The sequence below is a fragment of the Klebsiella sp. CN_Kp091 genome, from assembly GCF_040065095.1.
GTDB lineage: Bacteria > Pseudomonadota > Gammaproteobacteria > Enterobacterales > Enterobacteriaceae > Klebsiella > Klebsiella aerogenes.
Genome location: NZ_JBEAIO010000048.1, coordinates 75,929 through 88,915 on the forward strand (window position 1 = coordinate 75,929; position 12,987 = coordinate 88,915).

Consider the following 12,987-nt stretch of genomic DNA (forward strand, 5'->3'; position numbering starts at 1 on the left):
CCTTGAAGATGGCGTTTTGCCTGATGATGGGTATCCACGCTGACGCTATGCAGCGCGAAGTTTGTTAATGATGAGGTCCGTGAATGCCCCGCAGTTTATGGTTCAAAGTTCTTGTTGTAGTGGTCGCCCTCTGGGCGCCGTTAAGTCAGGCAGACACCGGATGGCAACCGATTCAGGAAACCATCCGCAAAAGCGAAAAAGATCCCCGTCAATATCAGGCCATTCGCCTGCAAAACGGCATGGTCGTGCTGCTGGTATCCGATCCGCAGGCGGTAAAATCGCTGTCGGCGCTGGTGGTGCCGGTAGGCTCATTACAGGATCCGGCCGACCATCAAGGGCTGGCGCACTATCTCGAGCATATGACCTTAATGGGCTCGCAGAAGTACCCGCAGCCTGATAGCCTTGCTGAATTCCTCAAAATGCACGGCGGCAGCCATAATGCCAGCACCGCGCCGTATCGCACCGCGTTCTACCTTGAAGTGGAAAACGATGCTCTCAACGGCGCTGTCGATCGGCTGGCCGATGCCATTGCTGCGCCGCTGCTGGATAAAAAATATGCCGAACGCGAACGTAACGCGGTCAACGCCGAATTGACCATGGCGCGCACCCGGGACGGGATGCGCATGGCGCAGGTGAGCGCCGAAACCATCAACCCTGCGCACCCGGCTTCACAATTCTCCGGCGGTAACCTCGATACGCTGAGCGACAAGCCTGGTAGCCCGGTGCTTGATGCGCTGCACGCTTTCCGCGACCGCTGGTACTCGGCAAACCTGATGAAGGCGGTCATCTACAGCAATAAGCCACTGCCTGAGTTGGCAAGCATTGCCGCCGCGACCTACGGACGGGTGCCAAATCACGACATCAGTAAGCCGGAAATTACCGTACCGGTCGTGACCGATGCGCAGAAGGGTATTGTGATTCACTACGTGCCGGCGATGCCGCGTAAGGTGCTGCGCGTTGAATTCCGCATCGATAACAACAGCGCTCAGTTTCGCAGCAAGACCGATGAGCTGGTGACCTATATGATCGGCAACCGCAGCCCGGGCACCTTATCCGACTGGCTGCAGAAGCAGGGGCTGGCGGAAGGGATTCGCGCGGATTCCGATCCGGCCGTCAACGGCAATAGCGGCGTGCTGGCGATCTCCGCTACCCTCACCGATAAAGGCCTGGCGCACCGCGATGAAGTTACCGCCGCTATCTTCAGCTACCTGAATTTGCTGCGTACTCAGGGGATTGATAAGCGCTACTTTGATGAATTAGCCCACGTGCTGGAGCTCGATTTCCGCTATCCGTCGATTAGCCGCGATATGGATTATGTGGAGTGGCTGGCCGATACCATGATTCGCGTGCCGGTAGAGCACGTACTGGACGTGGTTAATATCGCCGACCGCTATGATGCCCAGGCGATTAAAGATCGTCTGGCGATGATGACGCCGCAAAATGCGCGTATCTGGTACATCAGCCCGAATGAGCCGCACAATAAAACCGCTTATTTCGTCAACGCGCCTTACCAGGTTGATAAAATTAGCCCCCAGACCTTCACCAACTGGCAGCAAAAATCTGCGGCCATCAAGCTGCAGCTGCCGGCGCTGAACCCGTATATTCCGGATGATTTCACGCTGATTAAGAGCGATAAGGCGTACCCGCATCCGGAGCTTATCGTCGATGAGCCGACGCTGCGCGTGGTGTACGCGCCAAGCCAGTACTTTGCCAGTGAACCGAAAGCCGACGTCTCGCTGGTGCTACGTAACCCGCAGGCGATGGACAGCGCGCGCCGACAGGTGATGTTCGCGTTGAATGATTACCTGGCCGGTATTGCCCTCGACCAGCTTAGCAACCAGGCCGCGGTAGGCGGGATAAGCTTCTCGACCGGCGCCAACAACGGTCTGATGGTTAATGCCAATGGCTATACCCAGCGTCTGCCGCAGCTCTTTACCGCGCTGCTGGACGGCTACTTTAGCTATACGCCGACCGAAGAGCAGCTTGAGCAGGCGAAGTCCTGGTATGCCCAGATGATGGATTCGGCGGACAAAGGTAAAGCCTATGACCAGGCGATTATGCCGATTCAGATGCTGTCGCAGGTACCCTATTTCGAGCGTAAAACACGTCGCGATTTACTGCCGTCAATCACCTTGAAAGAGGTGATCAACTACCGCGATAACCTGAAAGCAAGAGGGCGGCCGGAGCTGCTGGTCATCGGTAACATGAGTGCCCGACAGTCCACCGATCTGGCCCGCCAGATCCAAAAACAGCTTGGCGCCGATGGCAACGAGTGGTGTCGCAACAAAGACGTGCTGATCGACAGCAAACAGCTGGCGATGTTTGAGAAAGCAGGCAGCAGCACCGACTCCGCGCTGGCGGCGGTTTTCGCGCCGCCAAACGTCGATGAATACAGCAGCATGGCCGCCAGTTCGCTGTTAGGGCAGATTATTCAGCCCTGGTTCTACAACCAGTTACGTACTGAAGAACAACTCGGCTATGCGGTCTTCGCCTTCTCAATGAATGTTGGCCGCCAGTGGGGGATGGGCTTCCTGTTACAGAGTAGCGATAAACAGCCGGCTTTCCTCTGGCAGCGCTTCCAGGCCTTCTTCCCGACGGCGGAAGCCAAACTGCGGGCGATGAAACCGGAAGAGTTTGCCCAGATCCAGCAGGCGGCGATTAGCCAGATGCTGCAGGCGCCGCAAACGTTGAGCGAAGAAGCATCAAAGCTGAGCAAAGATTTCGATCGCGGTAATATGCGCTTCGATTCACGTGATAAAGTAGTGGCTCAGATTAAACTGCTGACGCCGCAAAAACTTGCCGATTTCTTCCATCAGACGGTGGTGGATCCGCAAGGCATGGCACTGTTATCCCAGGTTTCCGGCAGCCAGAACGGCAAGACGGAATACGCCGCCCCTGAAGGCGGTAAAGTATGGGAAAGCGTCAGCGCATTGCAGAAATCCTTACCCCTGATGCGAGAGAATGAATGACCGAAACCGCTGAGTCTCTTGACCCACTCCGCTTGCCCCTGACGGGCGAGCGGCTGATAGAAGCCTCCGCGGGCACCGGAAAAACCTTTACCATCGCCGCGCTATATCTACGGCTGCTGCTGGGGCTGGGGGGAGAATCCGCTTTCCCCCGGCCGGTCAGCGTGGAAGAGCTGCTGGTAGTTACCTTTACCGAAGCGGCGACGGAAGAGCTGCGCGGGCGTATTCGCAGTAATATCCACGAGCTACGGATTGCCTGCCTGCGCGAAAGCGCCAGCGATCCGCTCTATGCCTCTTTGCTCGCGGAAATCGCCGATAAAAACCAGGCGGCGCAAACGCTGATGCTGGCGGAACGCCAGATGGACGAGGCGGCAGTCTTTACCATCCATGGTTTCTGTCAGCGAATGCTGAGCCTCAACGCCTTCGAGTCCGGCATGTTGTTTGAACAGCAACTGATCGAAGACGAGTCCCGCCTGCGTTATCAGGCCTGCGCCGACTTCTGGCGTCGCCACTGCTATCCGCTGCCGCGCGATATCGCCGCGGTGATCCATGAACAGTGGAAAGGGCCGCGTGACCTGCTTAAGGCGATCGACCGCTGGCTGCAGGGCGAAGCGCCGCAGCTAAAATCGCCGCCGCCCGCGGAAGAGACGCTGGCAAGCCGCCATCAGCAAATCCTTGAACGTATCAATGCGCTGAAGCAGCAGTGGCGAGAACAGGTGGGTGAAATTGAAAACGTGCTGGAAAGCTCAGGGCTCGATCGCCGCAAGTTCAACCGCGGCAACCAGGGCAAGTGGATCGAAAAGGTAAGCGCCTGGGCGCAGGAAGAAACGCTGAGTTATCAGTTGCCTGATGCGCTGGAAAAATTCTCGCAACCGTTCCTCATTGAGCGCACCAAAGACGGCGGCGAACCACCGTTGCATCCCTTATTCAGCGCGGTAGAAGCGCTGCTCGCCTCACCGCTTACCTTAAACGATCTGGTTATCGCCAGGGCGATGGTGGAGATCCGCGAAGCGGTCGCCCGCGAAAAACGGCGTCGAGGCGAACTAGGCTTTGACGACATGCTCAGCCGCCTGGACGACGCGCTGCGCGGCGACAGCGGCGAAGCGCTGGCCAGCGCTATTCGTCAGCGTTTCCCGGTGGCGATGATCGATGAGTTCCAGGATACCGACCCGCAGCAGTATCGCATCTTCCGCCGCATCTGGCGCCGTCAGCCGGATACGGCCCTGCTGCTGATTGGCGACCCGAAACAGGCGATTTACGCTTTCCGCGGCGCCGATATTTTTACCTATATGAAAGCGCGCGGCGATGTCGCTGCCCACTATACGCTGGATACCAACTGGCGTTCGGCGCCGGGCATGGTACAGAGCGTTAATCGTCTGTTCGGCCTGAGTGATAATCCATTCATGTTCCGCGAGATCCCATTCTTGCCGGTGAAGCCAGCCGCTAAAAATCAGACGTTGCGCTTTACCATTGATGAGAAGCCGATCCCGGCGATGAACATGTGGTTAATGCCTGGCGAAGCCGTCGGTTCTGGCGATTATCAGTCTTTTATGGCGCAATTGTGCGCGACGCAGATCCGCGACTGGCTCAGCGCCGGCCAGCAGGGGCGCGCGCTGCTGTGGCGCGACGAAAAAGCCGAGCCGGTGCGCGCCTCCGATATCACCGTGCTGGTGCGTAACCGTCTCGAAGCGGCGCTTATTCGCGATGCGCTGCAGCTCTTGTCGATCCCGTCGGTCTATCTCTCAAACCGCGACAGCGTTTTTGAAACCCCGGAAGCGCAGGAATTACTGTGGGTTCTACAGGCGGTACTGGCGCCAGAGCGTGAAAACACGCTATGCAGCGCGCTGGCAACGTCGATGTTTGGCCTTAATGCGCAGGATATCGAAAACCTCAATCAGGATGAACGTGCCTGGGATGCGCTGGTAGAGGAGTTCAGTGAATACCGTCACATCTGGCGCCAGCGCGGCGTAATGCCGATGCTGCGCGCGCTGATGGGGGCGCGTCATATCGCCGAAAACCTGCTGGCGACCCACGGCGGCGAACGCCGTTTGACCGATATTTTGCATATCAGCGAATTGTTACAAGAGGCGGCTAATCAGCTGGAGAGCGAGCACGCGCTGGTGCGCTGGCTGACGCAACATATCGCCGAGCCGGACAGCAATGCTTCCAGCCAGCAGATGCGTCTGGAGAGCGATAAGCATCTGGTGCAAATCGTCACTATCCACAAATCAAAAGGACTGGAATATTCGCTGGTCTGGCTGCCATTTATCGCGCGCTTTCGTAAACAGGATCAGGCGTTTTATCACGACCGCGATTCCTTTGCCGCGGTCCTCGACCTTGGAGAAGGGGAGAATAGCCTTGAGCTGGCGGAAGCCGAGCGCCTGGCGGAGGATTTACGCCTGTTGTACGTCGCCCTGACCCGCGCGGTGTGGCACTGCAGTCTCGGGGTTGCGCCGTTAAGTACCCGCCGTAGCGATAAACCTGGCAACAGCGATTTTCATCACAGCGCCCTCGGCCGTCTGCTGCAGGACGGCGAGCCGATGGACGCGGCGGGATTGACCGCGCGGCTACAGGCATTATGCCACGATGATATTGCGCTATGTATTCCCGATACCATGGACCAGACGCCGTGGCAGGCGCCGGAAAACGCGCTACCGTCGCTTTCGGCGCGGACGGTTGAACGCCAGGTGAGTGACGACTGGCGGGTGACCAGTTATTCCGGCCTGCAGCAGCATGGCTCCAGCGCCGGGCAGGAGCTGCTACCGCGCCTCGATATCGACGCCGCGGGCGTTGGCGAGGTGGCGGAAGAGCCGCAGCTCACGCCTCATCAGTTCCCGCGCGGCGCGTCGCCGGGGACTTTCCTGCATAGCCTGTTTGAGGATCTCGATTTCAGCCAGCCGGTACCGGTTGACTGGATGGCGCAAAAACTGCAGCTGCACGGTTTTGGCGAAGAGTGGGCGCCGGTGTTGAGCGAATGGCTGGACGGCGTGCTGCGAACACGCCTGCCGGGGGCGGAAATCGCCCTGAATCAGCTGGGCGCGCGAGATAAACAGGTGGAGATGGCCTTCTATCTACCGATTGAACAACCGCTGGATCCGCTGCAGTTGGACGCGCTGATCCGCCGCTATGATCCGCTGTCGGCTGACACCCCGGCGCTCGATTTCCGCCAGGTCCGCGGCATGCTGAAAGGGTTTATCGATCTGGTATTTCGTCACGATGGCCGCTATTACCTGCTGGATTACAAATCTAACTGGCTGGGCGAAGACCGCGAAGCCTACACCCAGCAGGCGATGATCCAGGCGATGCGCCTGCATCGCTATGATCTGCAGTACCAGCTGTATAGCCTGGCGCTACACCGTTATCTGCGTCACCGTATTGCCGATTATCACTACGAGCGGCACTTTGGCGGCGTCATTTATCTTTTTTTACGCGGCATGGATGGGCAGGAAGGCGGGCAGGGGATCTTCACCACCCGCCCGGCGCAGCCGCTGATTGACGGTCTCGACGCGCTATTTGCCGGCGTTACCCTGGAGGTGGACTCATGACTATGGATGAACTGCTACTGGCCGCCGCCGAGCAGCGTCTGCTGCGGCCGCTGGACGTTCAGTTTGCGCTGATGGTGGCGCAGGATGCCCCTCCGGCAGTGAAGCTGGCCGCCGCGCTGCTGAGCCGGGATGCCGGAGAAGGTCATGTCTGTCTGCCGCTGTCGCGCCTCAACGCTGAAGAAGCGCTAAGCGGCAAGGCCGGCGAGATCCGTGACCAGTTGCTGGCAATGGCCGGAGAGCCGCAGGACTGGCCTCAATTGTTGCTTTCTTCGTCAGCGGTGAGCCGCGGCGACGAACCGACGCCGATGATTTTATGCGGCGACAGGCTGTACCTGAACCGCATGTGGCGTAATGAACTCACCGTCGCCCGCTTCTTTAATGAGACGAACCGGGTGCTTGAGGTCGATGAAGAGCGGCTAACGGCAACCCTGAATGAACTCTTTCCGGTAACCGACGATATTGACTGGCAAAAAGTCGCCGCGGCGGTGGCGCTGACCCGGCGCATTTCGGTGATCTCCGGCGGCCCGGGTACGGGAAAAACCACTACCGTCGCGAAGCTGCTGGCGGCGCTGATTCAGATCAACGACACGCCGCGTTGTCGAATTCGGCTGGCGGCGCCGACCGGCAAAGCCGCGGCGCGTCTGACGGAATCCCTTGGGGCGGCGTTAAGAAAACTTCCGCTTAGCGAGGAGCAAAAAGCGCTGATTCCCGCCGATGCCAGTACGCTGCATCGCCTGTTGGGCGCGCAGCCCGGTAGCCAGCGCATGCGCTACCACGCCGGTAATCCGCTGCATCTGGATGTGCTGGTGGTCGACGAAGCGTCTATGATCGACTTACCGATGATGTCGCGCCTGATTGATGCTTTGCCGGAACACGGGCGGGTGATCTTTCTTGGCGATCGCGATCAGCTTGCCTCCGTGGAAGCCGGGGCGGTGCTTGGCGATATCTGTGCCTGGGCGACGTCCGGCTATACCGCGGCGCGAGCGCAAGAGCTGTCGCGGCTGACTGGCGCAACGGTGCCGGCGGGCGAGGGGCAGATGGCCGGAGCGCTGCGTGATAGTCTGTGTCTGCTGCAAAAAAGCTACCGCTTTGGCAGCCATTCCGGTATCGGCAGCCTGGCGCGGGCGGTCAACGCCGGTGCGCGTGCGGACGTGAAAGCGACGTTACGCCAGCCGTTTGAGGATATCGTTCTGCAGCCGCTCAGTACCACCGAGGAGTATGAAGCGATGCTGATGGCGGCGCAGGAGGGCTACGGCCGTTATCTGCAGCTTCGCCGCGAGCAGGCCGCGCCGGAACAGATGATTGCCGCCTTTGGCGAATTTCAGCTGCTGTGCGCGCTGCGTGAAGGGCCTTATGGAGTAAGCGGCGTGAATGAACAGCTGGAGCTGATGCTCCACCGTAAGCGGGCGATTACGCTACCGCGCCATTCACGCTGGTACGATGGCCGTCCGGTTATGATTTCCCGTAACGATAGCGCGCTGGGGCTGTTTAACGGCGATATCGGTATTGCGCTGGAAAGGGACGGCGAACTTCGCGTGTGGTTCCCGATGCCGGATGGCAGTATTAAATCGGTGCAGCCAAGCCGCTTGCCGGAACATGATACCGCCTGGGCAATGACGGTGCATAAGTCGCAAGGCTCGGAGTTCGATCATGCGGCGCTGATCTTACCTTCTCGTAGCGTACCGCTGGTAACCCGCGAGCTGGTTTATACCGCGATAACCCGCGCCAAACGGCGCCTGTCGCTTTACGCCGACGAGCAGGTACTGGCGCAGGCCATCGTGACGCGGACTGAACGGCGCAGCGGCCTGGCGGAGATTTTCGCCGGACACGGGTAGTGGGGAAGGGCGTGAATACGCTCTTCACCTCTGATTAGTAAGCAAATAAAAGTAATAGCCAGAGTAAAGAGACTGAGTTCATGGCAAAGAAATAGGCTACGTAGCTTTTGGGAGTACTTGGCGTTGATATATCAGCAATAACAATAATTACCACTGAAATAATAAGATTAACGATGGATAAAACGATAAATAAAAGAATAACCATAGCGGCAGCGGCAAGGGCTGCATAGGCCGGTCCACTGTTCATCATTGCTAAAAGTAATAATATCCAAGGGTAAATAGAAATCACGGCGGTGATTTTTTTTATGTTTCTGGTAATTACGTTGGTTTTCTTTTTCATTGTTAACCTTTATCTTTTGGAGTGGTTCTCTAATATAATTAGCTATATTGTTCTGTTTGAATGTGTTTAATATATTATAAACATTAATATCATCCAGACTGGCGCTATTGAATTCATGTAAAAGAAATATGATATTGCACTGTTTCTTATCCGTTGTGTTGAGTGTTTTGCACTAATAATGATGATTGTTGAAATGATTAAGTTGGCTATGGATGATAAAAAGCTAACCTTCAAATAGCCGAAAAATGCTGCAACGCCATTATTCGTTAAGTGCACCAGCAGTAAGCAAAACCAGGGATACAATGCAATAAATGTTGAAATGCATCCTATGTTTCTGACCAGCCAATTGCCTTTCTTTTCCATAATAAGTATATATCCTTATGTATTATTATACTTTAAAGAGTTAATGCTATAGTCATTATGATTATTATTGCCATAAAAGCATAAGAATTATCCATGATGCTGAAATCGAATTCATGGCGAGAAAATAAGTAGGCGAGCCTTTGGTGAGCGGAGGTTTTGATTTCTTGGCAGAGATGATAATGATTGATGATATAATTAAATTAAGAACAGATAAAATTATGCTTAAAAAGAATATGGCCACAACTTCACCTATCGCCGCATAACCGCTTATGGGATGCTGATAGCAATCCAAAATTAATGCAATAATAATAACCCACGGGTAAATTGATACTGTGAAAGTTATTTTCTTTATATGTCTGACTAGCCAATTAGGTTTCTTTTCCATAATTATACCTGTCCTTGATGGCGCTTTTTAACTATTCTTACCGGAAATACATCGTAATTTGCTGTTAAGTATAAAGATATAGCCAAAGCGGTAACATGGTGTTCATTGCGCAGAAATAGATTTTTAGCCTTCTCGGTTTTAGCAATGTAAAAACACTCATGCATCCGATAGTGATAAGCGAAAGCGTAAGGTTAATAATCGATAATAAAGTGATAAGAGCCAGTAGATGTAATCCATCTTCTGTAAAATTGTCGGGGGTGAGACTCTGATTAATATGTACTATCAATATTATTAACCATGGATATATAGCAATGGTGGAAACAACCTTCCGCGATCGACTAGTAATCCAATTATCAGATTTAGGCATTATCCATCATGTTTATCAATAATGTTCTGGGATTTCATTCGTTAGGAGGGATCATAGCGTTGATGCAGTGATAAAGATATACATCGACATTAAACCAGGAATAAAGCCCGGATGCTGGAAATGTGTCACTGATGTGGCGGTGATAGAACAAAATTACTGTTCTGAAGGCGTGGGATATGCCTATTTGCAGTCGGGTAGCCCGGATAAGGCGCAAGCCGCTATCCGGGGGAGTATCCGTCAGCCGAGGTCAGCCATCAACACCTTCGAACGACGCTGATAGTTGTACATCTGTTTTTTACTCTCCGGCAGCAAATCAATATCCACCGGGGTAAAGCCGCGTTCCTGGAACCAGTGAATACTGCGGGTGGTCAACACGAATAGCTTGCTGAGCCCCATCTGCTTCGCCTGGGCGGCGATACGGCTCAGCAGTACCTCGCCGCGTGACGAACTACGGTAATCCGGGTGCACCGCTACGCAGGCCATTTCGCCGATTTTCTCTTCCGGGAACGGATAGAGCGCGGCGCAGGCGATTGTGGTGTTGTCGCGCTGAATAATGGTGAATTTATCTATCTCCATCTCCAATTGTTCGCGCGAGCGACGCACCAGAATGCCTTGCTGCTCCAGCGGGCTGATAAGATCGAGGATGCCGCCGATATCGTTAATGGTTGCCCGGCGGATCTGCTCGGCGCTTTCCATGACGATCTGCGTACCGATACCGTCACGTGAGAACAGCTCCTGCAGTAGCGCGCCATCTTCCTGATAGCTAATTAAATGGCAGCGGCGCACGCCGCTGCGGCAGGCTTTCACCGCCCCGCGCAGGAAGCGTACGGTACCGGAATTATAGTCTTCTTCCGCTTCCAGCTCCTCTACCCGCGCCTGCGCCTCGTTAGGGAACAGCTCGGAAACGATCTCGCCATGCTGGTCGTAGACCCCCTGCGACGAGCAGAAGCCGATCATCTTTTCAGCTTTCAGCTTTACCGCCAGCTGGGTGGCAATCTCTTCCGATGTGAGGTTGAAGCTCTCGCCGGTGACGGATACCGCGACCGGGCCCATGAGCACGATTGCGCCGCTGTCCAGTTGGCGATGAATGGCTTCTTCATCGATGCGGCGAATACGGCCGCTGTGGCAGTAATCCACGCCATCATCGACGCCAAGAGGTTGAGCAATAATAAAATTGCCGCTCACCACGTTGATATGCGCCCCCTGCAGGGGCGTATTGCCGAGGCTCATCGACAGGCGGGCGGTAATTTCTAACTGCAGCATACCGGCGGCCTGCTTAACCAGCTCAAGGGTTTTGGCGTCGGTGACGCGGGTCTGCTTGTGGTAAACCGGCTCGTGGTGGTGTTCCGCGAGATTAGCGTCAATTTGCGGACGCGCGCCATAGACCACCACCAGGCGAATACCGAGGCTGTGCAATAAGCCAATGTCATTGACTATGCTGGAAAAGTTATCGTGCTCGATGGCTTCTCCGCCCAGCATGATGACAAACGTTTTTCCCCGGTGCGCGTTTATATAGGGAACAGAATGGCGGAATCCCTCGACCAGTTCAGTGCGACGCTCCTTCACCATGACAAACCCTCAATGCATGATTATTCGTAATAAGTGTATTTTTATTCTGTTTTGCTTCGTGGCGCAACCCCTAATTTGTCACTAATTTACGAAAACATTGTGACAAAACCTTGGGTGTCAAAGTTTGTTTACCCTTTTATAGATGACAGGTTATGCGGCTTTGGTTAAAGTTTCTGGTCAATCTGTTCATTTTGGCTTCAAACACGTTTTTTTGCTTGGGAGTGGCATGTCGGGATACAAGTCGGGATTAAGCCGCCGTCGTTTTTTACAAGGGGCGGGCGCCATGTGGTTAATGAGTGTGAGTCCGGTCGGTTTGGCCGCCGCGCAGGTAGTCGCGGTGCGTATCTGGCCGTCGTCGACTTACACCCGCGTCACGGTGGAATCCAATCATGTACTGAAATATCGGCAGTTTGCGTTAAGCAATCCTGAGCGAGTGGTGGTTGATATTGAAGGCGTTAACCTGAATTCGGTTCTGAAAGGGATGGGCGGGCAGATCCGCGACGACGACCCGTATATCAAATCCGCGCGCGTGGGCCAGTTCGACCCGCAAACCGTGCGGATGGTGTTTGAACTGAAACAAAACGTCAAACCGCAGCTGTTTGCGCTGGCGCCGGTCGCCGGTTTTAAAGAGCGTCTGGTGATGGACCTTTATCCCTCTACGGCCACCGATGTGCAGGATCCGCTACTGGCGTTACTGGAAGATTACAACAAAGGCGATCTGGAACGTCAGGTACCGCCGGCAGAGAGCGGGCCGCAGCCGGGGAAAGCCGGGCGCGATCGTCCTATCGTTATCATGCTCGATCCCGGCCACGGTGGTGAAGACTCCGGCGCGATTGGTAAATACCGTACTCGTGAGAAAGACGTGGTGCTGCAGATTGCCCGTCGATTGCGCGCGCTCATTGAGCGTGAAGGCAATATGAAGGTCTTTATGACCCGTAACGAAGACGTGTTTATTCCATTGAAGGTGCGTGTCGCCAAGGCGCAGAAGCAGCGTGCCGACCTGTTCGTTTCGATTCACGCCGACGCCTTTACCAGCCGTCAGCCGAGCGGCTCTTCGGTGTTCGCGCTCTCGACCAAGGGCGCGACCAGTACCGCCGCAAAATACCTCGCGCAAACGCAGAACGCCTCGGACTTAATCGGCGGCGTCAGCAAGAGCGGCGATCGTTACGTCGATCACACCATGTTCGATATGGTGCAGTCATTGACCATCGCCGACAGCCTGAAATTTGGTAAAGCGGTGCTGCAAAAAATGGGCAATATTAATAAGCTGCATAAAAATCAGGTGGAGCAGGCGGGCTTTGCGGTGCTGAAGGCGCCGGATATCCCTTCGATTCTGGTCGAAACGGCCTTTATCAGTAACGTCGAAGAAGAGCGTAAACTGAAGACCGCGAAATTCCAGCAGGAAGTGGCGGAGTCGATTCTGGCGGGGATCAAAGCCTACTTTGCCGATGGGGCGACGTTGGCCAGACGCGGATAAAAAAATAGCGCCTTCGGGCGCTTTTTTTGTAGCGGTATTTACGGATGGCAGAAACAAAAAAACACCCTTTAGGGTGTTCAATGTGTTGGTTGCGGGGGCCGGATTTGAACCGACGACCTTCGGGTTATGAGCCCGACGAG

General features: G+C 55.2%; 7 protein-coding genes. 4 read left to right on the forward strand and 3 right to left on the reverse strand.

Going from position 1 to position 12,987, the window contains the following annotated elements:
- The first annotated feature begins 83 nt into the window (after positions 1–83).
- The 3 genes from ptrA to recD are packed head-to-tail and all read left to right on the forward strand — an operon-like array spanning position 84 to position 8,346.
- Positions 84–2,969 carry a pitrilysin gene (gene ptrA / locus ABLV17_RS20515; protein WP_213316459.1) on the forward strand — a complete coding sequence of 962 codons (2,886 nt, stop codon included), beginning with the start codon at positions 84–86 and terminating at the stop codon, positions 2,967–2,969.
- The gene (gene recB / locus ABLV17_RS20520; RefSeq protein ID WP_348854573.1) at positions 2,966–6,511 is read left to right on the forward strand and encodes an exodeoxyribonuclease V subunit beta; all 3,546 of its coding nucleotides are present in this window, start codon (positions 2,966–2,968) and stop codon (positions 6,509–6,511) included. Before ptrA ends, recB begins: the two co-directional genes overlap by 4 nt.
- Entirely contained in the window at positions 6,508–8,346 is a 1,839-nt protein-coding gene (gene recD, locus ABLV17_RS20525; RefSeq protein ID WP_308958585.1) for an exodeoxyribonuclease V subunit alpha, read from the forward strand. Before recB ends, recD begins: the two co-directional genes overlap by 4 nt.
- 34 nt (positions 8,347–8,380) lie before the next feature.
- Here recD and ABLV17_RS20530 read toward each other — a convergent pair whose 3' ends face one another.
- The 3 genes from ABLV17_RS20530 to argA all read right to left on the reverse strand — a co-directional run bounded on the left by ABLV17_RS20530 (position 8,381) and on the right by argA (position 11,370).
- The gene (locus ABLV17_RS20530; protein ID WP_143115452.1) at positions 8,381–8,686 is read right to left on the reverse strand and encodes a hypothetical protein; all 306 of its coding nucleotides are present in this window, start codon (positions 8,684–8,686) and stop codon (positions 8,381–8,383) included.
- Between the two features lie 427 nt (positions 8,687–9,113).
- A complete protein-coding gene (locus ABLV17_RS20535) occupies positions 9,114–9,434 on the reverse strand; it encodes a hypothetical protein (RefSeq protein ID WP_308958584.1) in 321 nt (106 codons plus the stop codon).
- A gap of 604 nt (positions 9,435–10,038) precedes the next feature.
- The gene (gene argA, locus ABLV17_RS20540; RefSeq protein WP_015369939.1) at positions 10,039–11,370 is read right to left on the reverse strand and encodes an amino-acid N-acetyltransferase; all 1,332 of its coding nucleotides are present in this window, start codon (positions 11,368–11,370) and stop codon (positions 10,039–10,041) included.
- Between the two features lie 226 nt (positions 11,371–11,596).
- Here argA and amiC point away from each other — a divergent pair, with 226 nt between their 5' ends.
- Complete coding sequence (gene amiC / locus ABLV17_RS20545) at positions 11,597–12,847, forward strand: N-acetylmuramoyl-L-alanine amidase AmiC (protein WP_113372955.1); 1,251 nt, start codon at positions 11,597–11,599, stop codon at positions 12,845–12,847.
- The last annotated feature ends 140 nt before the right edge of the window (positions 12,848–12,987 follow it).